Origin of the sequence: Serratia sp. (in: enterobacteria), assembly GCF_052400455.1 — a bacterium.
In the GTDB taxonomy this organism is placed as follows: Bacteria; Pseudomonadota; Gammaproteobacteria; order Enterobacterales; family Enterobacteriaceae; genus Serratia; species Serratia ureilytica.
Genome location: NZ_CP185812.1, coordinates 3,599,022 through 3,623,654 on the forward strand (window position 1 = coordinate 3,599,022; position 24,633 = coordinate 3,623,654).

Here is a 24,633-nt window from a genome sequence, read left to right on the forward strand (position 1 = left end):
AGACCCTAATCACAGACTGGAAACTTTTCCGGCCACTGAAAGGTAAATGAAAGGTTGTTGTTTTAACAATTCCGCAACCGCATTCGGCGGGATTCACCATCAGACAATACCGAGGGTAAGTCACAATGAAAAAAATAATGACCCGCACCTTTACCGCCGCCGCCCTGTTGCTGGCGGCCTCTCAGGCCTTTGCCGTGGAAGCGCCCAAACGCACCGAATGCATTGCGCCGGCCAAACCCGGCGGCGGCTTCGATCTGACCTGCAAACTGATTCAGGTATCGCTGCAGGACACCAAGGCCATTGATAAACCGATGCGCGTCACCTATATGCCCGGCGGCGTCGGCGCGGTGGCCTACAACGCCATCGTCGCGCAACGCCCGGCGGAGTTCGGCACCGTGGTGGCCTTCTCCGGCGGTTCGCTGCTCAACCTGGCTCAGGGCAAGTTCGGCCGCTACAACGTGGACGACGTGAAATGGCTGGCGGCGGTCGGTACCGACTACGGCATGATCGCGGTGCGCGCCGACTCGCCTTACAAAACCTTGAAAGACTTGATGGACGCTTTCCAAAAAGATCCCAACAGCGTGGTGTTCGGCGCCGGCGCCTCGATCGGCAGCCAGGACTGGATGAAAACCGCGCTGCTGGCGCGCGAAGTCGGCGTGGATCCGCGCAAGATGCGCTACGTGGCGTTCGAGGGCGGCGGGGAACCGGTCACCGCGCTGCTGGGCAACCACATCCAGGCGGTATCCGGCGATCTGAGCGAAATGGTGCCTTACCTGCAGGGCGACAAGATCCGCGTGCTGGCGGTGTATGCCGAGCAACGTCTGCCGGGCCAGTTGGCCGATATTCCCACCGCCAAAGAGCAAGGATACAGCCTGGTGTGGCCGATCATTCGCGGCTTCTACGTCGGGCCGAAAGTCAGCGATGAAGAGTATCAGTGGTGGATCGACACCTTCCAGAAAATGATGGCGACCGAGGAATTCAAACAGCAGCGCGATCTGCGCGGCCTGTTCGAATTCAACCTGACCGGCAAAGAGCTGGACGCCTACGTGAAGAATCAGGTTGCCCAATACCGTGAGCAGGCAAAAGTGTTCGGCCTGGCCAAATAACCGCAGGGGAAAACCATGAGCGATCGTATTTTTGCCGGCTTTTGGCTACTGCTGTGTATCGGCGGGCTGTTCATCGGCTGGGGCATCCAGAGCGAATACAGCTATGAACCGCTGGGGCCGCGCCCGTTCCCGCTGGCGATCCTCAGCCTGATGGCGCTGTGCGCGGCGCTGCTGTTGCTGCGCCGCCCGCAGGCGGTGGAATGGCCGCACCACAAGGTGATGCAGCGGCTGCTGGTGCTGGTGATCACCCTGGTGCTGTATGCCTGGGGGTTTGAATGGCTTGGCTTTCCGCTGGCGACCGCGCTGCTGACGTTCAGCATCGGCCTGCTGTTTCAGGCCAGCCTGCCGGCAGCGGCCATCTCCGGCGTCATCATGGGCGCAGCGTTGTACTACGCCTTTGACCAACTTCTCGATGTCACACTGCCGCTCGGCGCCTGGCTGAGCTAACGGGAGCGATGATGGATACCTGGATGTATTTGACCCAAGGGTTTGAAGTGGCGCTGGTGCCGCAAAACCTGATTATCGCCCTGATCGGCTGCTTCGTCGGCACCATCGTCGGCCTGTTGCCAGGGTTGGGGCCGATCAACGGCGTGGCGATCCTGCTGCCGCTGGCGTTCGCCCTCAAACTGCCGGCCGAATCGGCGCTGATCCTGCTGGCGACGGTGTATATCGGCTGCGAGTACGGCGGGCGCATCTCGTCGATTCTGCTCAACGTGCCGGGTGATGCGGCGGCGATCATGACCGCGCTGGACGGCTACCCGATGGCGCAGCAGGGGCGCGCCGGCGTGGCGCTGTCCATCTCGGCGGTCAGCTCGTTCGTCGGCTCGATGATCGCCATCGGCGGCATCATTCTGTTCGCGCCGCTGCTGGCCCGCTGGTCGCTGGCCTTCGGCCCGGCGGAGTATTTTGCCCTGATGGTGTTCGCCATCGCCTGCCTCGGCAGCATGATGAGCCAAAACCCGCTGAAATCGCTGCTGGCGGCGTTGATCGGCCTGGGGCTGGCGACGGTGGGCGTCGACGCCAACACCGGCGTTTACCGCTTTACCTTCGACAGCGTGCACCTCTCCGACGGCGTGCAGTTTATCGTGGTGGTGATCGGCCTGTTCTCGGTCAGTGAAATTCTGCTGATGCTGGAAAGCACCAGCGCCGGGCAAAAGCTGGTACGTAAAACCGGCCGGTTGCTGTTCAACCGCAAAGAAGCGGCGCAGTGCGCAGGCCCGACCCTGCGTTCGTCGGTGATCGGCTTCTTCGTCGGCATTCTGCCGGGCGCCGGCGCTACCATCGCCAGCGCGCTGACCTACATGACCGAAAAGAAAATCAGCGGCAACAGCGACACCTTCGGCAAAGGCGACATCCGCGGCGTAGCGGCGCCGGAAGCGGCCAACAACGCCTCGGCCTGCGGTTCGTTCATTCCGATGCTGACGTTGGGGGTGCCGGGATCCGGCACCACGGCGGTGATGATGGGGGCGCTGACGCTGTATAACATCACCCCCGGTCCGGCGATGTTTACCGAACAACCGGATATCGTCTGGGGGCTGATCGCCGCGCTGCTGATCGCTAACGTCATCTTGCTGATCATGAACCTGCCGCTGGTTGGCCTGTTCACCCGCATGCTGACCATCCCGCTGTGGTTCCTGGTGCCGGCGATCGCCGCGGTTTCCGCGGTGGGGGTTTATGCGGTGCACAGCACCACCTTCGACCTGCTGTTGATGGTCGGGTTGGGGGTGTTCGGCTATATCCTGCGGAAAATGCACTTTCCGATGTCGCCGCTGATTCTGGGCTTCGTGCTGGGTGAGATGCTGGAGCAGAACCTGCGTCGCGCGCTGTCGATCAGCAACGGTGAATTCGGCATCCTGTGGAGCAGCAGCATCGCGCAAACGCTGCTGGTGCTGGCGGTCGCGGTGCTGGCGCTGCCGCCGCTGCTGCGCCTGATGCGCAAACGCAGCCATCCGGCGGCCGAGGCCAAGGCCGAGTAACGCGTAACGGGCGGGAATTTCCCGCCCGTTGTGTTTAACGGCGCAAGGCCGCAATTCCCCTTTCCAGCGCCCCGATATCGTCATCGACGAGCAGGGGCTGAATCACCGCAAAGTCCGCCTCAGGCAACTCATAGAGCCGCAAGGCGAGCAAGCGCGCGATAACTTCCGGCGCGAATCGCCAACGGATAAACCTCGCCGGATTGCCGCCGACGATGGCATAAGGTTCAACGTCGCCGGTCACCACGCTGCCGGCGGCGACGATCGCCCCCTCGCCTATCGAGACCCCTGGCATCAACATCGCCCGCATGCCAATCCAGCAACCGTCGCCCAGCCGGGTATCGCCTTTGGGGCGGTACGCCTGTTTGATGGTTGCCATAAACGGATACAGGCTCAGCCAGTCGATGCGATGGGTATGGTTGCCGCCCATCAGGATCACCGCTTCGGCCGCGATGCAGACATAGTCGCCGATCAGCAGGCGGTCTATTTCTCCCAGCGGCTGCCATTGCCGGCTTACCGCGTCGCCGTGCAGATAGCGCACTACCGAGCGTTCGAAGCCGTTATCCCAACAGTCGCTGTAGTAGCTGTGGGTGCCCTTGACGATAATATTCGGGTTGGTCACCGTCTGATGCAGCAGCTCGGTGTTGGACCAGTGTTTTTCGGACATGGCGTATTCTCTTGTTACGGGAATAAAAGCCACGGAACGGAATGTCTGTGGCCGTGTTGTCGTTCACTCAACACGGCCCTTCAAGCGATAAGCGCTCGTTTCAATCTCGGGTTATTCATGATTACCGCCTCTCTTGCGAGGCGAAATGGTAACCGATCACGCCTCAGCGGTCTTGCTTTTCAACAGCAACACCCCACCCATGACCAACGCGCTGCCCAGCAGCTGCAGCTGATTCATGTTTTCCCCCAGCAGGAAATAGGCGATCACCGCGGTGAAAACCAGCTCCAACGACAGGATCAGGTTGGCTACGGCCAGCGGCAGCGTTTTCAGGCTGATGTTATACAACCCGAAGCCCAACAGCGTCGGCCCGGCGGCCAGCGCCAGCAGCAACAGCCAGCCGCTCCACTGAATGCCCTGCGCGCCATGCGACAGGAACCACAGATCGCCGGCCATGCCGTGGAACGCTGCCAGCGGGAACGCCGTCAGCGCCGCGTTGAACACCAGCTGATACAGCGCCGAAAAACCGAAAACGTACAAAATGGTGTTCCACACCGGATAGCCCCGTTCGCTGGCCACCCGCCCGCCGAGGGTATACAGGGTATAGCCGATGCCCGACAGCATCCCCACCAGCAGCCCCAACAAATCGAAGTGCTGGTTGCCCATGCTGTCGCCGTTGCTGACCAGGAAACAACCGCCCAGGCTGATGGCGATCACCAGCAGTTGGCGCAGCGTCAGGCGTTCGCTGTACATCACCCAGCCGAGGAACACGGTAAAGCCCACCGAACAGTAGGTCAGAATGGTCGCCACCGATGCGCCGTTCAGCGCCACCGACAGCGTCCACAGGCTGTTAAACAACGCCAGCAGCAGCCCGTAAAGCGCATAGAACAATACCTGTTCACGCCGCAGGCGCGCCCACTGCGGTTTCACCATCAACAGCAGCGGCAACAGCACCAGCGCCACCAGCGCCGCGCGCCAGAACGCCAGAACAAAGGTCGGCAGGTGATAGTATTCGGTCAGCGCGCGGATGATGATGGCGGTAAAGGCCAGCAGCATGGCGCTGATAATGGCGATGACGTAACCCTGGCGGCTGCCCTGAAAGAGACGCGCGCCGGGCAGCAAAGGCCGGGCGGAAACGCCTGACGGTAATGACATGAGATCCTCGGGAAAATGGCGACATAAATGCTCAGGCGCACAGTGTAACGCGGCCATATTTTCCCACTATAGCCACTTTTCGGCCTTGTCATGCAGGCCACTTTTCTGCGCTTGAAGCCCTGTTGACATAGGGTATAGTAAAAAGCTCTCTCCCTAACCGGGCCAATTTCGCATGCACATTCCGTTAGATCGCGAGCAGGACGTTCCGCTCTATTTACAGATCGAAGAAGCGCTGCGGCGCGCCATCCTTACCGGCGTGTTCGTGGATGGCGACAAGCTGCCCTCAACGCGCACGCTGGCGGCCGAATTGGCGGTCAGCCGTTTGACGGTGGATAACGCCTATGCCGAACTGGCGGCCAAGGGCTTTTTGCATCAGCGGCGCGGCAGCGGCGCCTACGTTGCGCACCCGCAGGCGCAAACGCGCCCGGCCCGGCCGAGCAGCGATGCCCCCTTCCCGCTGGAGAGCTTCACCACCCTCACCTCGCGGCTGGACGGCTACGCCGACGCCCCGCTGCCGGAGGGGCTGATCAACTTCGCCGCCGGCGTCGGCAGCCCTAAGGTGTTTCCGCTGGAGGCGTTTCGCAAAGTGCTGCTGTCGGTGCTCAGCCGCCACGCGGAAGAGGCCTTCAGCTACGGGGAATACTGCGGCTACTACCCGCTGCGCGATACGCTGAGCCGCATTCTCAGCGCGCAGGGCATCCCCACGCAGGCGGAACAGGTGCTGATCACCAACGGCTCGCAGCATGCCATCAGCCTGGTGGTGCAAAGCCTGCTGGCGCCGGGCGATACGGTGATCGTCGAAGAACCGACCTACGCCGAAGCGCTGGGCCTGCTGCGCCAGCACCGCATCAATATCGTCACCGTGCCGGGCGATCGCCACGGCATGCTGGTCGAACGATTGCCCGAGTTGCTGGAACGCCACCGCCCCAAATTGATCTACACCATCCCCAACTTTCACAACCCGACCGGCCGCTGCCTGAGCGAGGCGCGGCGGCGGCGCCTGCTGGCGATCGCCCAACGGGCCGGCGTGGTGATCCTGGAGGACGATTTCGTCGGCGATCTGCGTTACCAGGGCAAGCAGCTGCCGTCGCTGCGCGCGCTGGCGCAGCCGGGCGCGGTGATCTACGTCAGCACCTTCTCCAAGATGCTGCTGCCCAGCATGCGCATCGGCTATCTGGTGGCGGACAGCGAACACTATCAGCGTTTCGCCAGGCTGAAACACGTCGACAGCTTCACCAGCTCCAGTCTGATCCAGCGGGCGCTGGACGCGTTCGTCACCGTCGGCCGTTACGACAAGCAGCTGCGCCGCGCCGGGCGCGTCTATCGCCTGCATCTGGAAGTGATGATCGACGCGTTGCAACGACGGTTGCCGCCGGGGTGCCGTTTCGAAACACCGCAAGGCGGCTTGTTTATCTGGCTGACGCTGCCCGCGACGGTGACCACCACCGAGCTGATGCCGGTGGCCTGGCGGCACGGCGTCACTTTCGCGCGCGGCGAATGCTTTTATGCCCAGGAACAGCTGGGCGCGCACAGTCTGCGGCTAAACTTCGCCGCCAACTCGCCGCCGCAGATTGAAGAAGGTATCGCCCGGCTTAGCCGGGCGATTGAGGAAGTGATAGCAGAGAAAAACGCCGGTTAGACGGCGGCCCACCACAGCCGCAGCTTCATCCCCCAGTAGCTGGTCCAGCCGGTGGTGCTCTGCACCACCTTGCCCTGCGAGACCACCACGAAGGTCGGCGTCACGCCAATCTGCCACTGCGCCGACAGCGTACCGGCCGGATCGTTGACCACCGGCAGCGCCAGCCGTTTGCGCGCCAGCCACTGTTTCACCTGGGTATCGTCGCCCGATCGCAGCGCGACGGTCAGCACGTTGCCGCCCGCCGCCTGCAAACGGGCGACGTCCGGCGTAGTGAAACGACAAACGCCGCACCAGCTGGCCCAGAAGTAAACCAGCAGCGGCCGCTCATGACTGAGCTGCGCCAACGACACGCGCTCGTCATCCAACGTGGTCAGCGTCTGGGCATCGAAGGCCGGCGGCGCCTGCGGCGCGTTCAGCCAATCCATCACCGTGATCACCGCCAGTGCGATCAGCGCCAGCAGCAGCAACTCGCGCCCCCAGCGCTTGAGCTTAGCCATGGTTGGCCTTCGCCAGCTGCTGCTTCACCATCGTTTCCAGCTCTTCATAGGACACCGCCCCCGGCAGCATCCGATCGCCGATCAGCGTCGCCGGCGTCCCTTGTACGCCCAGTTGTTCCGCCAATTCCATATTGGTGCGCAGCGTGGTCATGCTCTGTTCGCTCGGCGCCACCGCCTTGACGCCGGTTTTCTCCTGCGCGGCGGCGATGCTGGCCTTGTCGTGGAAGCCCTTTTTCGCCATCAGCCGCTGATGCAAGGCCCAGAATTGCTCCGGGTGCTGCTGCCAGGTAGTGAGCGCCACGCGCGCCGAACTGACCGAACTTTCGCCCTTGAACGGCAACAGCTTCACCACCAGCGCCACATCCGGGTATTGTTTGACGATTTTCTCCAGCATCGGATCAAACCGCTTGCAGTACGGGCAGTTATAGTCGGTAAAGGTCACCAGCGTCAGCTTGGCGTTGGCGGCGCCGAGGCGCGGGCTGGCCGGATCCTGATACAGCGTTTTGGCATTCTGCTTGATAGCCTGGCTGATTTGCTGGCTTGCGGTTTGCTGCTGCCAGGCGTCCACCGCCTGCGCCAGAATGTCCGGGTTGGACACCAGCGTTTCGCGGATCATCTCTTTGATACGCGCCTCTTGCGCCGGGGTGAAAGGCTCGGCGGCCCACACCGGGGCGGCGATGATCATCAGTAAAATCAGTAACTTTTTCATTGTTCGGTTCCTTTGGCATGGGAAAGCGTTTGCAGCACGGCGTCACGGGTCAACAGCGGGGATAGCACCACGCCGTCCGGGCTGCCGGGGCCATAGATTTGGTTGAAAGGCACGGCGACGCTGCCGCGCTTTTGCAGGAAGGCGCTGATGTCGGCCGACGGGCGGCTCCAGTCGCCGCGCAGCGCGACCACGTCATCGGCGCTCAACGCCCGCTGTACGTCATCGCGCAGCAGCACATTGAATTTGTTGGCTTTACAGGTCACGCACCAGTCGGCGGTGACGTCGACGAACACCCGTTTATGTTGCGCCAGCGCCTCGGCGATCGCCTGTTCGCTCAGCGGTTGCCACTGCACCCGATCCTGCAACGGCTGGTGCCACAGACCGGCGGTCAGCGAGCCGGCCAGCAAGACGGCGCCCGCCAGCACCAACGTGCCCGCCGCCAGCTTGGCCGCCAAGCGTGCCCCCTGCCGGCGCCACACCGCCAGCAGCAGTGCCAGCAGCGCCAACCCCCCCAGCCACAGCGTAGCCTGCACGCCGATATGATTGCTCAGCAGACTCAGCAACCACAGCGACGACGCCAGCATCAGCAATCCCATCGCCAGCTTGACGGTATTCATCCAGCGGCCGGGACGCGGCAACCGCAGCGCCAGCGAAGGCCAGGCGGCGATCAGCAGCCACGGCAGGCTCATGCCGATGCCGAGCGCGATGAACATGCCCCACAGCACCGGCAGCGACGCCGCCAGCGCGAAGGCCACCGCCGTGCCAAGAAACGGTGCCGAGCACGGCGTCGCCAGCAGCGTGGCGAACGCGCCCTGCCAGAAATGGCCGCTCAGACCATGCCCATTATGGGTCGCCAGCGAGGTATTCAGATCGGAAGAGAGGCGCAGATGAAACAGGCCAAACAGGTTGGCGCTGAACAGCAGCGTCACCAGCACCATAAAGCCGATAAACCACGGATTCTGGAACTGAATGCCCCAGCCGAGCGCGTGGTTGCCGAGCCGCAGCAGCGTCATCAGCAGGGCCAACGCCATAAACGAGGCGACAATACCCAGCGACGATGCCAGGAACTGCAGCCGTACGCTGCGCCGATCGCGCCGCTCCACCTGCAGGATGGAACCGAGCTTGATGCCCAACACCGGCAGGACGCACGGCATCAGATTGAGGATCAACCCGCCCGCCAGCGCCATCAATACCGCCTGCCATAACGGAAATGCCGCACTGGCGGGCGCGGCCAGCGGCTCGCCGATCGGCAGCGTAATCTGCTGCGCCATGCCGCCGTCGTCGATCACCAGCGTCAGCGTTTTGCCGCGCAGATCCGGCGCCGCCTCTCCCCAACCATCGCTGACCGGGACTCGCGCCAGCAACTGATCGCCGTCGGTTTCAACCTGCGGCTTGCCGAGATCGGCATCCGCCAGCGTATCGAAGAACAGCGCGGGCCGCTGCCAACCGTCGGCGCGTTCGGCGGCAATCTGCAGCTCACCGCTGCGATACCCGGCCTTGACGTTATCCGTCAACCCGGCGGCGATCGGCACTTGCCCCATCGCCTGCGCGAAGTCGTGATTAAACTGCGGATCGTTCGGCGCCGTCAGGTCCAGACTGAACGGGTAGTCGGTCAGAATGCAGACATTGCTGCAGGTGGACAACGTCAAAGAGCCCGCCAGCGGACCGGATACCGAGCCTGGCATCACGATCGGCAGCGTGACCCGATCGTGATAGCCCTGGGTGGAAATGCCGGCCACCTCGAAACGCTGCGGCGTCGGCCAGTGCCAGGTCGCCGGCGGTGGGTGGCCTTGCCAGACGATAGCCGGCGCGATGCCGCCTTCACCCGGGGAACGCCAGTAAGTTTTCCAGCCTTTTTGCAGCTCGACCGACAGCAGCAGACGGGTCTCTCCCGGCTGTGACGTGTCGGCGCGCAGCCGCACCTTGGCATGATCGTTGGCCGGATTTTGCAGCCAGCCGCTGTCCGCCGCCTGCAAGGCGGGCAGCCACAGCATAAACAGGCAAGCGCAGGCCAGCCTGATAATTTTCAACATGTTAATTCTCCATAAATGATTAATTCACCGCGAAAAACGGGCGATTAACTCATTCACGGAAGACGCATAATCGAAGGTGCACCCTGAGGGTGGGCGGAGAAATGGCGCGAGGAGGAGGAATGCGCAGACGCGCGGCAATGGTCGGCGCCAACAGCGCCAGCAGCAGACCCAGACCGAACAGCATGGTTTCGAACATTACCGGCGGCGCGGCCAGCAATGATTTGGCGCTCAGTTCACAGGGCGTCGGCTGCGCTTCGGCGGCGGCGTCGCTGGATTGAACGGCGGTAGCGGCCGGGATCCCCAGCGTTTGCTGCAGCGCATGCAGGCCCGCCATGCGCTGGGTCATGCACGTCAGCACCACCAGGCAAGCCAGGCATAAAAACCATTTTGCAATCCGCTGCCGTTTAACCATGCCATCCTCATGTTCAGATCTGGGGTTATCTTAGCGGCGCAGACGCGATTAGCAACGTTTTGTCGGTAAAGAAATGTCTGAGCGGCGGTATTGATGGCGGCGAATTACAGGTATCATAGAGGGTAAGCCTGCGCTTTTCGCCGGGTACGATGACGATTCTCTCCTCCAGGCACACTGCGGGGATACACAGCGAAGGACTGGTGATATGCAACCTTTGAGTGGGCCGGGCACCCCAATCGCCGGCGAGCGCCCCCCTTCCCCGGGCAAAACGGCGGCCACTGACGATCAACCCCTCTCTCCGGCGCAGCGCACAACGCTGGAAAAACTGATCGTGAAAATCATGACGCTCAGCCCGGTAAAATCGGCAGAGATCTGGGCGTCTCTGCGTCACGATCTCGGCGCCGACAAAGGCGGCGAACTGCTGGCGCGCCATTTTCAACCGGCGGAACAGCTGCTGCAAACGCGCCTGACGCAGGCGCAGCAAAACCATGCCGGGCGCCAACTGCTGCAACAGCTGGCCGAGTTGCTGCCGCAGGGCAATAATCGCCAGGCGGTCAGTGACTTTATTCGTCAACGGTTCGGCCATACGGTGTTGAGCCAGTTAAGCCCACCACAGCTGCAGCAGGTGCTGAATCTGTTGCAGACCGGCGGCCTGACCATTCCCCAACCGCAGCAAACCGCCACCAGCGATCGCCCGCTGCTGCCCGCAGAGCATCAAAGCCTGCAGCAGCAGGTTACCAAACTCAGCGCCGCGACCGGTGAAGCGCCGGCTAAAATTTGGCAAACGTTGTTCGATCTGGCAGGCGTGAAAACCAACGATCCGCTGCCGGCGCGCCACTTCCAGCTGCTGAACCAGTTTTTACAGGTGAAGGTGGCGCTCAGCCCGCAGAACGCGCCAACGCTGAACAACCTGCTGGCGGTGCTCAAACAGCCGGCGGATGAGCAAGAACTGCAGCAGATGAACGACTATTGCCAGACGCGCTTCAACTGCGGCGCCAACGCGCCGCTGACGCATCCGCAAATGAGCGACGCCATTCATCAGCTGTTTGCCCGCCGTCTGGACAAAGCCGGCCAGGCGCAGCCGATCGCAAGCCCCTCTATCGAACCGCAGCCGCTGCTCAACCCGCTGATCGCCGCCCTGCCTCTGCCGCTGCAAAAAGCGCTGAGTAAGCCCGCCGTGGCGCTGATCCTGCTGCTGTTGGCGTTGGCCGTCGTGCTGGCGCTGGTGTTTTAACGCCTCAGGCGCAGCCGCAGTCCGCTGCGGCCGCCCGGGAGCGCAGTGACCCCGGCAGTTCGCCGATGGCCAACGGATGGCCGTCGCGCAGCCAGAAATCCAGCCCGCCAATCAACTCCTTCACCCTAAACCCCAACTTCGCCAGCTTGTAGGCGCCTTTGGTGGAACCGTTGCAGCCGATGCCGTCGCAGTAGGTCACATACACCTTTTGGCGATCCAGGTGCGCCGTGCCGGCTTCATCCATCAGGCGATGCGGCAAGCTGAATGCGCCGGGGATATGCCCGGCGGCGTACAGCGCCTCCGCACGGGTGTCGATCACCACCATCCCGTCCACGCCATTGCGCAAATCTTCCGCCACGTCCCAGGCATCCGCATAGCGGCTCAGCTTGGCCGCCAGATAGGCCAGGCTCTCTTCCGGCGCTGCCGGCGGAAAGGCCAGCACCAAGGATTCTTTCGACATATCACTCACTCCCGTTGATCAAGACAGATGACAATAGTGCCCGATTTTGGTCTTATGATTGATACCCATTTTTTACTCATGATAAGACCCATTATGCGGCACACGCTGATCACGCTGTTTCAGCAATCGCCCCAGGCCATCGGCACGCTGCGCGATCGTCTGTGTGCGGCATTGCGGCAGGCCATCCACCACGGCGCATTGAGCGTTGGGCAACGGCTGCCCTCCAGCCGAGTGCTGGCTGGGGATCTGAACCTCTCAAGGGTGACCGTCGAAGCAGCGTACGGCCAGTTGGAGGCGGAGGGGTATTTGCAGCGCCGCGTCGGCCAGGGCACATTTGTGGCTATCAGCATCGCCAAATCGCCGCCGCCGGCGACCCGCACCGCCATGCCGCGCCTTTCGCTGCGCGGCCAACAGATCGTGCACACCGGCGGCTGCCGCGATCCGCAGCATCCTCAGGCCTTCGCAGCCGGCTCGCCGGACCTGCGCGCGTTTCCGCTGGCCCTGTGGAAGCAGTTGACCGCTCAACGCCTGCGCCTGCAGGGGGAAAGCCTGCTGCGCTACGGCGATCCGCAAGGCTATCTGCCGCTGCGCGAAGCCATTGCCGCCCACGTCAATCAAACGCGCGGCGTAGTCTGCGATGCGAGCCAGGTTATCGTGCTGACCAGTTCGCAGCAGGCGCTGCAAATGATCGCCACCTTACTGTTGGACAGCGGCGACAGCGTCTGGATGGAAGAGCCGGGTTACACCGGGGCGAGAAACGCCTTTATCAGCGCCGGCGCCGCGCTGACGCCGGTAGCGGTAGACGGCGATGGCCTGCGAGCAGAACCTTCCTTGCCCGATCCGCGTTTGATTTATCTGACGCCCTCGCACCAATACCCGACCGGCGCGGCGCTCAGCCTGGCACGCCGCTTGGCGTTGCTGGCGCAGGCGGAGCGGCAACAGGCCTGGATCATTGAGGACGATTACGACAGCGAGTTTCACTACGACGGGCTGCCGATTCCGGCGATGCAAGGCCTGGATCGCCATGGCCGGGTGCTCTATCTCGGCACCTTCTCCAAATCGTTGTTCCCTTCGCTGCGGCTGGCGTACCTGATCGTGCCGCCCGCGCTGGTCGCCCCCTTCGTCACCGCACGCACGGTCTATGACGGCCACAGCGCGCAATTGATGCAGGCGGTGACCGCCGAGTTCATCCGCCAGGGGCACTTCGCCGCGCATATTCGTTACATGCGCCAGCTCTACCACAGCCGGCGCGATGTGCTGCTGACGGAAGTGCGCGAAAAGCTGAGCCACTTCGCCACGGCCGCTCCCGCCGCCGGCGGCCTGCAGCTCAGCGTTTGGCTGCCGCCCGGCCGGGAGGCGGCGCTCAGCCAACAGGCGCGGCGGCTCGGCGTCCTTACGCCCGGGTTAACGGCGCAATACCAAACGGTTCAGGCCCAGCGCGACGGCTGGCTGCTGGGTTTTTCGGCCCTGACGCCGGGCGAGATCCGCAGCGCCGTCGAGCGGCTGGCGCGGATCGCCGCGGCTTAGCCCTGCCCCGGAGAGACGCCGGCCGGCTTATTGCTCGGTCAGGCGCATCTCCGCCACCAGCGGCAGGTGATCGCTCACCGCCGGCCAGTGCACGCCGTTCCAATCGCCGCTGGCGTTCGGCACCGTCAGGCTGTCCAGATGCCAACGCTGCGCATTGCCGCTAAAGATGTAATCCACCTTGATTTCGGCGTTTTCCGCCGGCCAGCTGCGGCCGTCCTGCCCGTTGGGCATGATGTCGTTCCAATAGCGGCTCAGCTCCAGCCAAGTGACGCTGCCCGGCACGTCGTTCATGTCGCCGAACAGCAGTTTGATGCCACGCACTTCGATGGTGCGATCGTTCAGCTCCCGCACCTGATCCAGACGCATCGTCGGATCTTCCTTGGTATCGAGGTGGGTGTTGAACAGGGTGATCGGCGTCGGGAACTCCGGCACATCGACCTTGGCGCTGAAGGCGATGCGCTGCTCGCGCTGGCCGGACGGCAACGGATAGATCACGGCGTCGTGCAGCGGATACTTCGAGAGAAACGCCAGGCCGTATTCACCGCCGTCGAAATCGATCGCCCGGCCGAACACCGCCTGCATGCCGGTCAGCTTCGCCAGTTCCGCCGCCTGATCGACCCGCCCGCTGCGGGCGGTGAGTTTATCCACCTCCTGCAGCGCCACCACGTCGACGTTCATCGCGCGAATCGCCTTGGCGATAGCGGTCATGTCGCTGACCTTGCCGGCGGCAATATTGAAGCTGGCGACGCGGATCTTCGGCGCCTGTTCCAGTTCGTAGGTTTTGTTCTTCAGGCCGCCCAACGCGCTGGCCACCTCGCGGCTGTTGGCGTTGCTGTTGGCGTGCCCGGTATCGGCGGACGACCAGGCGCTGTGAGAGATGCCCAGGGACAGTAAGGTGATGAGCAAAGCGTGACCGGTGTGCATGAATTCTCCTTGAGGGACAGATAAGTGTTATGCGGGCGCTTCCCGGCCCACAGCTAACACCGATTTTGCCGCAGAAACCTGCGACTATTTCCTAGTTGCACCGCTATTTTTCGTTTCTGCGCGATGCTTCGCATTCTGGCGGTTTACGCATTGCGCCGTTGGACAATCGGCTGATTTCGTTTTAAAACCGGTAGATTGCCAACCGCGAGGAGTTCCGATGACCAGCCCGATTGCCGAACAGCTTACCGAACGTTTCTTCCGCTACCTGGCCGTCACCAGCCAGAGCAACGCCGCCGCAACCGCCCTGCCCAGCACGCCGGGACAGCATGAGATGGCGCAACTGTTGGCGGACGAGCTGCGCCGGCTCGGCCTGGCCGACGTTCAAATCGACGAGCACGCCACCGTGACCGCCCGCAAGCCCGGCACCCAACCCGGCGCACCGCGCATCGGCTTCATCACGCATATCGACACCGTGGACGTCGGCCTGTCGCCCGAGATTCGCCCGCAGCGCCTGCGCTTCACCGGCGAGGATTTATGCCTGAATGCCGAGCAGGACATCTGGCTGCGTACCGCCGAGCATCCGGAGATCCTGCCCTACCGGAACGAAGAGATCCTGTTCAGCGACGGCACCAGCGTGCTGGGCGCCGACAATAAAGCGGCGGTCACCGTGGTGATGACGCTGCTGGCCAACCTGACCGCGGCCGATCGCCACGGCGATATCGTGGTGGCGTTCGTGCCGGACGAAGAAATCGGCCTGCGCGGCGCCAAGGCGCTGGATCTGCAGCGTTTCCCCGTCGATTTCGCCTACACCATCGACTGCTGCGAACTGGGTGAAGTGGTGTACGAGAATTTCAACGCGGCGGCGGCGGAGATCCGCATCGAGGGGGTGACCGCCCACCCGATGTCGGCGAAAAACGTATTAATCAACCCGATACGCATCGCCAACGACATCATTAACCGATTCGATGTGCAGGATACTCCGGAGCACACCGAAGGGCGCGAGGGCTATTTCTGGTTCACCGATCTGGCCGCCAACGCCAATCAGGCGACGCTGAAGGTGTCGATTCGCGACTTCGATCGCGCGGCGTTCGAGGCACGCAAAGCCCGCCTTGAGGAGACGGTGCGCCAGGTGGCGGCCAACTATCCGCGGGCCAACGTCAGCTGCAGCGTCAGCGACATCTACAGCAACATCAGCAACGCCATCGGCGAGGACCGGCGCGCCATCGATCTGATCTTCGGCGCCCTCGCCGCCCACGGCATCCCGCCGAAGGTGATCCCGATGCGCGGCGGCACCGACGGCGCGGCGCTCTCCAGCCGTGGCATCCTGACGCCCAATTACTTCACCGGCGCGCATAACTTCCACTCGCGCTTCGAGTTTTTACCCGTCAGCGCCTTCGTGAAATCCTATCAGGTGACCCGCAGCATTTGCCTGCTGGCCGCGCGACAAAGCGGCCAACCGGCTTAGCTCATCACCCAGCCGAGCAACGCGGCCCATACCAACAGCGGCAGCGAATAATAGTGGAAGCGCAACCAGATCTTGCGCTCCCCCGCCATGCGCAGCGCAATCAGGTTGGCGAGCGATCCGATCGCCAACCCGAAGCCGCCGGCGTTGACCGCATAGGCCAACTGAGCGCTCGAGGGCACATAGTTGAGCAACAGTATGGTGGCCGGCACGTTGCTGACGATCTGCGACAGCCCGACGCCCAACGCATACACGCTCCCCTCGCTCAGCCCGGCGATGGCGGCGAACGCCGGCTGAAGCGGCGGCAAACGGGTAAACAGGCCGACATCGATGAACATGGCGGCGAACACGAAAATCAGACTCCAGTCGATCTGCAACAGCACTCGGCGCGCCAGCAGCAAGAAACCGGCGAACACCGCCAGCAGCCCGTACAACGGCAGATCGAAATCGAGACACAGCAGGAAAACCGCATACAGCCCTACACAGCTCAGCAACAGCGGCCGCTGGTAGGGATACCCCTCGGTATTCGGCGTTTTCACGATGTCGCGCGCCGGGAAGCTGAACCAGGTCAGCGCCAGCAGGCTCAACATCATTGCGACGCCAAACGGCGCCATCTGGCCGATGAAACCGAGGAAAGAGAGGCCGGAGCGGCTCCACAGCAGGATATTTTGCGGGTTGCCGATCGGCGTCAGCAACGAACCGGCGTTCACCGCCAGCGCCTGGAAGATGATCAAGCGGCCAACCGGCAGCGCCGACAGCTTTTTTAGCGTGATGGTGAGCGGAATGACGATAAACAGCGCCACATCGTTGGTCAGAAACGACGACAACAGCGCGGCGGAAAACACCAGGAACAGCGCCAGCCGCCGTTCGCTGTGCAAGCGGTTGATAATCTTGCGGCCGACAAAATCGAAGTAGCCGCTGACCTCCACCCCTTTGGTCAGCAGCATCAGCCCCAACAGGGTGATGAGGGTACGGCCGTCGATGAAACCACCCAGCGCCGACAGCGGTTGCGGATGAAAAGCGAACATCGCCACGCCGGCCAGCAGCAATGCATGCAAGAAGCGATCTTTGACAAAGGGGTGGATAAGCCGAGAAATGGCGGTTGAACTCATAGCGGCAGTGTGAACCTCACCGAAAAGAATGGGCAGACGTTAGCTCAGACGCGGCTTCAGCGCCAGCAAAATGCTATTTTACCTTTATCCGCTTTTCATTTGCCGCGCTTTACTTTATTTGTAGCGGCTTTCACGGTTTCAAAGGACATGTTATGGCTTCCCTGCTCGCCAAAGGGGCGTTGCTCAGCGCCTTATGCGCCCTGCTCGCCGCCTGTGACGATCCCGCCTCTCGCCCGCAAATCGATATCGATGGCAAGACCATGGGCACCTTCTACAGCGTTAAGGTCAGCGGTGACGTCGCGATCGGCAAACAAGAGCTGCAGCGGCAGATCGACACGGTGCTCGAACGGGCCAACGACGATATCTCTACCTACCGCGCCGATTCGGTGCTGTCGCGGTTTAACCGCAGCGCCAGCCTCGAGCCGCAGCCTATCCCGCGCGGCATGGCGGACATCGTATTGATGGCCCAACGCATCGGCCGCGATACCGGCGGCGCCATGGACATCACCGTCGGCCCACTGGTGAACCTGTGGGGGTTCGGCCCAGACAAGCATCCGGTCAAGGTGCCGGAACAGGCGCAGATCGACGCGGCGAAGCTGAACATCGGCCTGCAGCACCTGAAGCTGATCAGCGACAATCGCGGGGAGTGGCTGCAAAAAGATCTGCCGGGCATGTATGTCGATCTCTCGACGCTGGGCGAAGGCTATGGTGCCGATGAGCTGGTGCGCCTGATGAACCGTCACGGCATTACCAACTACCTGGTGTCGGTAGGCGGCGCGGTCTCTTCACGCGGCGTCAACGGCCAGGGCAAACCCTGGCGGGTGGCGATCCAAAAGCCGACCGATCGTGAAAATGCGGTGCAGGCGCTGGTGGATCTGCACGGTTACGGCATCAGCACCGCCGGCAGCTACCGCAACTACTTCGAACAAAACGGCCAGCGTTACTCCCATGTCATCGATCCGACCACCGGCAGGCCGATAAACCACCGACTGGTTTCCGCCACGGTGATCGCCCCGACCGCACTCGAGGCCGACGGCTGGGATACCGGCTTGATGGTGCTGGGCCCGGAGAAAGCGTTGCAGCTCGCAGAAGAGAAAGGGCTGGCGGTCTACCTGATCAGCAAAACCGACGACGGTTTCAGCGCCGTGATGACGCCGCAGTTCAAAGCATTTTTAGTGCAGTGAGATAAAAAAGCCCGGCGCGCAATGGCCGGGCTTATTCCTGTTCCGCGCCGATCACTTGGTCAGCGCGATGATACCGAGGGTCAGACCGGCAACCGCCGCCGCACCGCCGGCGATCGCGCCCGCGGTTTCCCAGTTATCCTGAGTGGTGCCCTTCATACAGGTGTTGGTGTGCACCAGACGCCCCTGGTCATCGTAGACCGGCACGCAGGGAGAATCGGTGGCGCATCCGGCCAACACGGCCGACAGTAACCCAACCGCAATTAACTTTTTCATACTTCTTGCCTCAATGTTCGATCACTTTAGAAAGCTACGCCGAGCGATAATCACGCTACCTGGCTATTGTATGCCCAACGCGTGTAATGGCGAGGTAATGATGTGTCAGGGGATGTGATTTGGGAAAACTCCGAGCGCCCGGCCGGTGGGCTTCGGGCAGTAAAAAGCCCGCGAAAACGCGGGCTTTTTGGCGGAATGACGCGCCGGCGGGATTATTTCGCCAGTTTGCGCATCACCAGCGTGGCGTTGGTACCGCCGAAGCCGAAGCTGTTGGACATCACGGTGGTCAGCTCGCGCTGGGTCGGCTGAGTCACGATGTTCATGCCGGCCGCCTGTTCATCCAGGGTTTCGATGTTGATGCTCGGTGCGATAAAGCCGTGCTCCAGCATCAGCAGGCTGTAGATCGCTTCCTGCACGCCCGCGGCGCCCAGTGAGTGGCCGGTCATTGCCTTGGTGGAGGAGATAGCCGGGGTATTGTCGCCGAACACTTCACGAATGGCGCCCAGCTCTTTCACGTCGCCTACCGGCGTAGAGGTGCCGTGCACGTTGATGTAATCGATCGGCGCATCCAGATCCTGCATCGCCATCTTCATGCAGCGCACTGCGCCTTCACCCGAAGGGGCAACCATGTCGGCGCCGTCGGAAGTCGCGCCGTAGCCGACGATTTCCGCATAGATGTGCGCGCCGCGCGCCAGTGCGTGCTCCAGCTCTTCAACCACCACCATGCCGCCGCCGCCGGCGATGACGAAACCGTCACGATCGGCGTCATAGGTGCGGGACGCTTTTTCCGGCGTGTCGTTGTATTTGGTGGACAGCGCGCCCATCGCGTCGAACTCGCAGGCCATTTCCCAGCACAGCTCTTCGCCGCCGCCGGCGAACACGATGTCCTGTTTGCCCAGCTGGATTTGCTCAACCGCGTTGCCGATGCAGTGCGCGGAGGTCGCGCAAGCGGAGCTGATGGAGTAGTTCACGCCGTGGATTTTGAACGGCGTTGCCAGGCAGGCGGAAACGCCGGAAGCCATGGCCTTGGTCACCACGTACGGGCCAACCGCTTTCAGGCCGCGCGGGCTGCGCATCGCATCGGCGCCGAACACCTGGAAGCGCGGAGAACCGCCGCCGGAACCGGCGATCAGGCCCACGCGCGGGTTGTTTTGATACTCTTCTTCCTTCAGGCCGGAAGACGCGATCGCTTCTTGCATCGCCAGGAAGGCATAAATGGAAGCGTCGCTCATGAAACGCACCGCCTTGCGGTCGATCAGGCCGGTAGTGTCGAGCTTAACTTGCCCCCATACGTGACTACGCATGCCGGAATCTTTCAGCTCCTGGGAGAAAGTGATCCCAGAACGTCCTTCCTGCAGGCTTGCCAGGACCTCCTGCTGGTTATTACCAATGCTGGAGACAACTCCCAGGCCAGTAATCACTGCACGTTTCATTCAATACCTCTTCCACTATTTACCTACGGGATTTTGCATCGCACTTTAGCGTACAGATGTAAGCCGAACAAGTCCGATCAGCGTTTTTCAGCTTTATTGTTGTCCAGTTTGCGCCGGGGCGCCAGCGCCGTTAGAATTCGCGGCATCCCTTGAATTTCGAGCCATTGACCGTGAACCACGCCCCCATCCAAACCGCAACGCTAACCTGGAACGAACAGGGTACACCTGTTTCGAAACAGTTTGATGACGTCTATTTTTCCAATCAGGATGGGCTGGAAGAAACCCGCTACGTCTTCCTGCACGGCAATCGGCTGCCGCAACGTTTCGCCGCCCATCCGCGCTCGCTGTTTGTCGTGGCGGAAACCGGGTTCGGCACCGGGCTCAATTTCCTCACGCTGTGGCAGGCCTTCGCCGGCTTCCGTCAGGCTGAGCCGGACGCGACGCTGCAGCGCCTGCACTTTATCAGCTTCGAAAAATTCCCCCTCCAGCAGGCTGACCTGGCGGCGGCGCATGCACGCTGGCCGGAGTTGGCGCCTTATGCCGACGAGCTGCGCGCCCAGTGGCCGCTGCCGTTGCCGGGTTGCCATCGCCTGCTGTTAGCCGAAGGCCGCATTACGCTCGATCTGTGGTTCGGCGACGTCAACGATCTGCTGCCGCAGTTTGACGCCAGCATGAATAACCAGGTGGATGCCTGGTTCCTCGACGGTTTCGCGCCGGCAAAAAACCCCGACATGTGGACAGATCAACTGTTCGCCGCCATGGCGCGCTTCGCCCGGCCGGGAGGCAGCTTCGCCACCTTTACCGCCGCCGGCTTCGTGCGCCGCGGCTTGCAACAGGCCGGTTTTCAGGTCAACCGCTGCAAAGGCTTCGGCCAAAAGCGTGAGATGCTCGCCGGCGAGCTCCCGGCCGATGCGCAGCCCGCCGCACATCCGGCGCCCTGGTATCGACGCCCGGCGGCGGACAACACCGCCGACATCGCCCTGATCGGCGGCGGCGTCGCCAGCGCGCTCACCGCGCTGGCCTTGCTGCGCCGCGGCGCCACCGTCACGCTGTACTGCGCCGATGAGCAGGCGGCCGAGGGCGCATCCGGCAACCGCCAGGGCGCGATTTATCCTTTGCTGAACGGCAGCGGCGACGCGCTGGAGAGCTTTTTCAGCGCCGCGTTTCCCTTCGCCCGCCGCCAATACGATGCCCTGTTGCAACAAGGCGTCGCCTTTGATCACCAGTGGTGCGGCGTCAGCCAGTTGGCCTATGACGAAAAGAGCGGCGCCAAGATCGCCAATATGCTGAAAACCGACTGGCCGCAGGCCTTGGCGATGGCGGCCGACCGCGAGACGCTCAGCGAACGGTGCGGCGTAGATACCGGCTTTGGCGGCATCACCTACCCGCTAGGCGGCTGGCTCTGCCCGGCCGAGCTGACGCGCGGCGCTATCGCGCTGGCGCAGCGTCAGGGCTTGGTCTGCCACTACCGGCACGATGCACAGAGGCTGACGCAGGAAGAAAACGGCTGGCGCATCGATTTCGCCAACGGCGACAGCCGGCGCCATGCGACGGTGATCCTGGCCAACGGCCATCGGTTGGCCGAACTGGCGCCGACGGAGGCCCTGCCGCTGTATTCGGTACGCGGGCAGGTGTCGCATATCCCGACCTCGCCGGCCCTCGGTCAATTGAAACAGGTATTGTGTTACGACGGCTACCTGACGCCGGTTAATGCCAACAACGGCCACCACTGCATTGGCGCCAGCTACCAGCGCGGCGACATCGCCACCGACTACCGCGAGCAGGAGCAACAGGAGAACCGCGAGCGCCTGCTGCGCTGTCTGCCGGAGCAGGCCTGGCCGCAGCAGGTGGACGTCAGCGCTCATCAGGCGCGCTGCGGCGTGCGCAGCGCCACCCGCGATCATCTGCCGATGGTCGGCGCGCTGCCGGACTATCAGGCCACGCTGGCGCAGTATCAGGATTTGCAGCGGCAGAACCAGCGCGGCGAAACCATCGCCGATGCGCCAGTCTATCCCGGTCTGTTCGCTATCGGCGGGTTAGGCTCGCGCGGCTTGTGCTCGGCGCCGTTGGCGGCAGAAATTTTGGCGGCGCAGCTGTTCGGCGAGCCGTTGCCGGGCGATGCGCGCCTGCTGGCGGCGTTGAATCCGAATCGGATGTGGGTGCGGAAATTGCTGAAAGGGCGTGCGGTTTAATCAACCTTGAGGGGCGCGGCGACGCGCCCCGGCATGACGATCAGGCGGCAGGGGTTGCAGCCTGATAGAGGTTTTCCCACATGCCGCGCACCAGGATCTGATCCGGCGGCGAGAGTTCCCCGGCGGCGATCGCTTTGTGCAGGCTCTCCTCCACCCGCGCTTTCAGCGCTTCGGCGGTGTGTTCGCCCTGCTCTTCCGCCTCGGCCACCGCCAGCGTCAGATGACCGCGCAGGTAGCCACCGGCAAACAGTTCATCATCGCTGGCGTGCTCTACCATGTCATCAATCAGCGCCAAAATGCGCGCTTCAAATTCTGCGATCATCAAATTTCCTCATTAAATAACGGGCTGTGGCGTCAGTTGAGATCTTCCGGATACGGAAAGTGCTCGGCCGCCAACGGTGGCGTATTGTAGAACGATTGCAACGCCTGAATAAAGCGCGCAGGCCTTGTGGGTATTCCCTGCTCCAGCAGCGCCAATACCCGGGCGCGCACCTTGCGTTGGAACGCGATGCGATCCGGCTCGCAGTCGCCGTTCAGGTTGTCGCAGCTGACGTTGAACGGGAAACCGGCCGCCACGCAGAACATCCATTCCAGCGCCTGCGGTTTGATCTCTACCGCTTCAAATTCGCTCTGGGTCTGCGCGTCCCGCCCATCCGGGCAATACCAATAGCCGAAGTCCACCAATTGACGGCGCGCGTCACCGGCGATGCACCAGTGCGAAATTTCATGCAGGCCGCTGGCGTAGAAACCGTGGGCGAACACGATGCGGTGATACGGCAATTCGTCGTCGGCCGGCAGGTAGATCGGTTCGTCGTCGCCCTTCACCAGGCGGGTGTTGTAGTCATCGCTGAAGCAGCGATTGAAGATCTCGATCAACTGCTCATAATGATGGCGGGTCTGCGTGTCTGACATAAAAAACTCTATAACCACAAAAATAAAGAGGCCATTATACCCGATAACCGGCGGGGGGATACGGGCGCATAAACGGCGCCCATTTTCATCGTCAGCGGTGCAAGAAGGCGGACAGCCACTGCTGAATCTCTGCGCCGTGATTGTCGTAAAGCAGCTTGAGGCTCATCACCAGCGAGACGATCACGATCATCGGCCGAATCAATTTCTGGCCACGGGTCAGCACCATGTGCGCGCCCAAACGCGCCCCCAGCACCTGCCCCACCAGCATCACCAGACCGATGCTCCACACCACCTTGCCGCCGATGATGAACAGCGCCAGCCCGCCGACGTTGGAGGTAAAGTTCAGCACTTTGGCGTGCGCCGTAGACTTGGCGAGGTTGAAACCGCACAGCGTCACGTAGGCCAGCGCGTAGAATGAGCCGGCGCCGGGGCCGAAGAAACCGTCGTAAAACCCGACGCAACCGCCGGCTACCAGCCCGAACGGCAAGGCGCCGAGGCGGCGTTGACGATCTTCCTCACCCAGTCGCGGCATCAACAAGAAATAGAGACCGATGCCGATCACCAGCAGCGGCAACATCTGCCGCAGCAAATCGGCGCGCATGTGCTGCACCAGAATCGCACCGGCGATCGAGCCGATCAGCGTCAGAAAAATCGTCAGCTTCTGGTCGTTGAGGTTCACCGCTCGCCGACGAATGAAGTACAGACTGGCGGAGAAAGAGCCGCCGACCGACTGCAGCTTATTGGTCGCCAGCGCCTGCGCCGGAGGAACCCCCACTGCCAGCAAGGCCGGCACCGTCAGTAATCCGCCGCCGCCGGCGATGGAGTCGATAAACCCCGCCAGCAGCGCTACCGCAAACAACACCCCGAGCATTTCGGGGCCAATGACGAACCAGTCCATGTGTTATTCCGCTGAGAAATGGTGATCCAGCAATGCCTGACAGGTAGGCGGTAACGGCGGCGGCACGGGTTTGCCCGGCTTCGCGTTCGGCTGATGCGGCACGAACCAACTCGCCAGTTCGGCGCCGCAGCCATCGCCCGGCGGCGGCGTATCCTGCTCCTGGCACTCCAGGCTGCCGGCCGGACAACGCAGACGCACGTGCATGTGCGCACGGTGGCCGAACCACGGCCGCACCTTGTGCAGCCAGGCGCGATCGGCGCCGGCGTCCAGGCACAGACGCTGCTTGATCGCCGGGTTGACGAAGATGCGCGTCACGTCCGCATCCTGCGCCGCCAGTTTGATCAGCGACTCAATCTGCGGTTGCCATTGGCTCGCCACCACCTGTTTGCCGTCGCCCGACACCAGGTCGATCGGCTGCGGCTTGAGCAATTGCTGCGCGCTCCAGCGTTGGCGCGGCAGCTGCAGCCAGATGTCGACGTCGAGCCCAGACTGGTGGCTGGCGTGGCCGCTGCTGAAGCGCCCGCCGGCCGGCATCGCCATGTCGCCGATCAGCACCGTGCCCAGCGCTTTCTGGTTCGCTTTGCTGCTGAGGCGCTGTATGAACGCCAGCAGATCCGGATGGCCGAAATAGCGGCGCTGATCAGTACGCATCACCTGATAGTCCGGTGAATTCAGCGGCAACGGCTGCGCGCCGATGATGCAGCCGTTGGCGAAACCGCCCACCGCCTGCGGCGCGCCGGCCACCGGATGGTCGATTTTCTGCCACGGCGTCAGCGCCATGGCGGAAGCGGAGGCCGTCAGGGCCACCAGGCCCAACATCCAGTTTTTCATGGC

Annotated in this window: 24 protein-coding genes; 9 read left to right on the forward strand and 15 right to left on the reverse strand. The window is 62.6% G+C overall.

All coding sequences use genetic code 11. The annotated features are described in order from the left end of the window. Positions 1-125 precede the first annotated feature (125 nt). Genes ACORQT_RS17430 through ACORQT_RS17440 form a run of 3 tightly spaced genes read left to right on the forward strand, consistent with a single transcriptional unit; the run spans position 126 to position 3,082 of the window. Complete coding sequence (locus ACORQT_RS17430) at positions 126-1,106, forward strand: Bug family tripartite tricarboxylate transporter substrate binding protein (protein WP_042785108.1); 981 nt, start codon at positions 126-128, stop codon at positions 1,104-1,106. A gap of 15 nt (positions 1,107-1,121) precedes the next feature. Continuing rightward, on the forward strand, positions 1,122-1,553 hold the full coding sequence (locus ACORQT_RS17435) for a tripartite tricarboxylate transporter TctB family protein (protein ID WP_033643891.1): 432 nt from the start codon (positions 1,122-1,124) through the stop codon (positions 1,551-1,553). 11 nt (positions 1,554-1,564) lie between these two features. Then, positions 1,565-3,082: a tripartite tricarboxylate transporter permease gene (locus ACORQT_RS17440; RefSeq protein ID WP_042785109.1), complete on the forward strand. Its 1,518-nt coding sequence runs from the start codon at positions 1,565-1,567 to the stop codon at positions 3,080-3,082. 34 nt (positions 3,083-3,116) lie between these two features. On the opposite strand, the gene ACORQT_RS17445 is transcribed toward ACORQT_RS17440, so the two are convergent. Together ACORQT_RS17445 and ACORQT_RS17450 are read right to left on the reverse strand one after the other, a co-directional pair. After that, a complete protein-coding gene (locus tag ACORQT_RS17445; protein ID WP_042785110.1) occupies positions 3,117-3,746 on the reverse strand; it encodes a CatB-related O-acetyltransferase in 630 nt (209 codons plus the stop codon). 156 nt (positions 3,747-3,902) lie between these two features. After that, positions 3,903-4,898 (reverse strand): DMT family transporter, encoded by a 996-nt coding sequence (locus tag ACORQT_RS17450; protein ID WP_164057499.1) that lies wholly within the window; start codon positions 4,896-4,898, stop codon positions 3,903-3,905. A gap of 172 nt (positions 4,899-5,070) precedes the next feature. Here ACORQT_RS17450 and pdxR (ACORQT_RS17455) point away from each other — a divergent pair, with 172 nt between their 5' ends. Beyond that, positions 5,071-6,537, forward strand: a complete 1,467-nt coding sequence (pdxR, locus tag ACORQT_RS17455) for a MocR-like pyridoxine biosynthesis transcription factor PdxR (RefSeq protein ID WP_108681633.1) — start codon at positions 5,071-5,073, stop codon at positions 6,535-6,537. On the opposite strand, the gene ACORQT_RS17460 is transcribed toward pdxR (ACORQT_RS17455), so the two are convergent. From ACORQT_RS17460 to ACORQT_RS17475, 4 genes are read right to left on the reverse strand one after another with little or no spacing between them, the layout of a single operon-like run. Then, the gene (locus ACORQT_RS17460) at positions 6,534-7,034 is read right to left on the reverse strand and encodes a protein disulfide oxidoreductase (RefSeq protein ID WP_042785112.1); all 501 of its coding nucleotides are present in this window, start codon (positions 7,032-7,034) and stop codon (positions 6,534-6,536) included. The genes pdxR (ACORQT_RS17455) and ACORQT_RS17460 overlap by 4 nt on opposite strands. After that, entirely contained in the window at positions 7,027-7,743 is a 717-nt protein-coding gene (locus ACORQT_RS17465) for a DsbA family protein (protein WP_099782568.1), read from the reverse strand. The genes ACORQT_RS17460 and ACORQT_RS17465 overlap by 8 nt, the downstream gene beginning before the upstream one ends. Then, positions 7,740-9,776, reverse strand: coding sequence for a protein-disulfide reductase DsbD family protein (locus ACORQT_RS17470; protein ID WP_164057500.1), 2,037 nt, complete (start codon positions 9,774-9,776; stop codon positions 7,740-7,742). The genes ACORQT_RS17465 and ACORQT_RS17470 overlap by 4 nt, the downstream gene beginning before the upstream one ends. Positions 9,777-9,825: 49 nt before the next feature. After that, entirely contained in the window at positions 9,826-10,188 is a 363-nt protein-coding gene (locus ACORQT_RS17475; RefSeq protein ID WP_042785115.1) for a hypothetical protein, read from the reverse strand. 205 nt (positions 10,189-10,393) lie between these two features. Here ACORQT_RS17475 and flk point away from each other — a divergent pair, with 205 nt between their 5' ends. Beyond that, entirely contained in the window at positions 10,394-11,422 is a 1,029-nt protein-coding gene (gene flk, locus ACORQT_RS17480) for a flagella biosynthesis regulator Flk (RefSeq protein WP_108681641.1), read from the forward strand. Positions 11,423-11,426: 4 nt separating this feature from the next. Here the strand turns inward: flk and ACORQT_RS17485 are convergent, their stop codons facing one another. Beyond that, positions 11,427-11,882, reverse strand: coding sequence for a rhodanese-like domain-containing protein (locus ACORQT_RS17485; RefSeq protein ID WP_033651965.1), 456 nt, complete (start codon positions 11,880-11,882; stop codon positions 11,427-11,429). Positions 11,883-11,975: 93 nt separating this feature from the next. Between ACORQT_RS17485 and pdxR (ACORQT_RS17490) the strand changes: the two genes are divergently transcribed. Beyond that, complete coding sequence (gene pdxR, locus ACORQT_RS17490; RefSeq protein WP_197801438.1) at positions 11,976-13,409, forward strand: MocR-like pyridoxine biosynthesis transcription factor PdxR; 1,434 nt, start codon at positions 11,976-11,978, stop codon at positions 13,407-13,409. Between the two features lie 27 nt (positions 13,410-13,436). Here pdxR (ACORQT_RS17490) and ACORQT_RS17495 read toward each other — a convergent pair whose 3' ends face one another. Next, on the reverse strand, positions 13,437-14,333 hold the full coding sequence (locus tag ACORQT_RS17495) for an endonuclease/exonuclease/phosphatase family protein (RefSeq protein ID WP_016926861.1): 897 nt from the start codon (positions 14,331-14,333) through the stop codon (positions 13,437-13,439). A 217-nt stretch (positions 14,334-14,550) separates the two neighbouring features. Between ACORQT_RS17495 and pepT the strand changes: the two genes are divergently transcribed. Continuing rightward, on the forward strand, positions 14,551-15,798 hold the full coding sequence (pepT, locus tag ACORQT_RS17500) for a peptidase T (protein ID WP_099782558.1): 1,248 nt from the start codon (positions 14,551-14,553) through the stop codon (positions 15,796-15,798). Here the strand turns inward: pepT and ACORQT_RS17505 are convergent. Continuing rightward, positions 15,795-16,907 carry an SLC13 family permease gene (locus tag ACORQT_RS17505; protein ID WP_164057502.1) on the reverse strand — a complete coding sequence of 371 codons (1,113 nt, stop codon included), beginning with the start codon at positions 16,905-16,907 and terminating at the stop codon, positions 15,795-15,797. The genes pepT and ACORQT_RS17505 overlap by 4 nt on opposite strands. A gap of 152 nt (positions 16,908-17,059) precedes the next feature. On the opposite strand from ACORQT_RS17505, the gene apbE reads away from it, so the two are divergent. Next, the gene (gene apbE, locus ACORQT_RS17510) at positions 17,060-18,091 is read left to right on the forward strand and encodes an FAD:protein FMN transferase ApbE (RefSeq protein WP_164057503.1); all 1,032 of its coding nucleotides are present in this window, start codon (positions 17,060-17,062) and stop codon (positions 18,089-18,091) included. A 51-nt stretch (positions 18,092-18,142) separates the two neighbouring features. Here the strand turns inward: apbE and ACORQT_RS17515 are convergent, their stop codons facing one another. Further along, complete coding sequence (locus tag ACORQT_RS17515) at positions 18,143-18,364, reverse strand: hypothetical protein (protein WP_004936201.1); 222 nt, start codon at positions 18,362-18,364, stop codon at positions 18,143-18,145. A 212-nt stretch (positions 18,365-18,576) separates the two neighbouring features. Further along, complete coding sequence (gene fabB / locus ACORQT_RS17520) at positions 18,577-19,797, reverse strand: beta-ketoacyl-ACP synthase I (protein WP_016926857.1); 1,221 nt, start codon at positions 19,795-19,797, stop codon at positions 18,577-18,579. Positions 19,798-19,967: 170 nt separating this feature from the next. Here fabB and mnmC point away from each other — a divergent pair, with 170 nt between their 5' ends. Beyond that, positions 19,968-21,989 carry a bifunctional tRNA (5-methylaminomethyl-2-thiouridine)(34)-methyltransferase MnmD/FAD-dependent 5-carboxymethylaminomethyl-2-thiouridine(34) oxidoreductase MnmC gene (gene mnmC / locus ACORQT_RS17525; protein WP_164057504.1) on the forward strand — a complete coding sequence of 674 codons (2,022 nt, stop codon included), beginning with the start codon at positions 19,968-19,970 and terminating at the stop codon, positions 21,987-21,989. A gap of 40 nt (positions 21,990-22,029) precedes the next feature. On the opposite strand, the gene ACORQT_RS17530 is transcribed toward mnmC, so the two are convergent. The 4 genes from ACORQT_RS17530 to mepA form a co-directional block, all read right to left on the reverse strand. Next, positions 22,030-22,311 (reverse strand): YfcL family protein, encoded by a 282-nt coding sequence (locus ACORQT_RS17530; protein WP_016926855.1) that lies wholly within the window; start codon positions 22,309-22,311, stop codon positions 22,030-22,032. Between the two features lie 32 nt (positions 22,312-22,343). Next, on the reverse strand, positions 22,344-22,901 hold the full coding sequence (locus ACORQT_RS17535; RefSeq protein ID WP_072627254.1) for an elongation factor P hydroxylase: 558 nt from the start codon (positions 22,899-22,901) through the stop codon (positions 22,344-22,346). 91 nt (positions 22,902-22,992) lie between these two features. Further along, positions 22,993-23,799 (reverse strand): sulfite exporter TauE/SafE family protein, encoded by an 807-nt coding sequence (locus ACORQT_RS17540; RefSeq protein ID WP_033651971.1) that lies wholly within the window; start codon positions 23,797-23,799, stop codon positions 22,993-22,995. A 3-nt stretch (positions 23,800-23,802) separates the two neighbouring features. Next, positions 23,803-24,630: a penicillin-insensitive murein endopeptidase gene (gene mepA / locus ACORQT_RS17545; RefSeq protein WP_025303719.1), complete on the reverse strand. Its 828-nt coding sequence runs from the start codon at positions 24,628-24,630 to the stop codon at positions 23,803-23,805. Positions 24,631-24,633 lie beyond the last annotated feature (3 nt).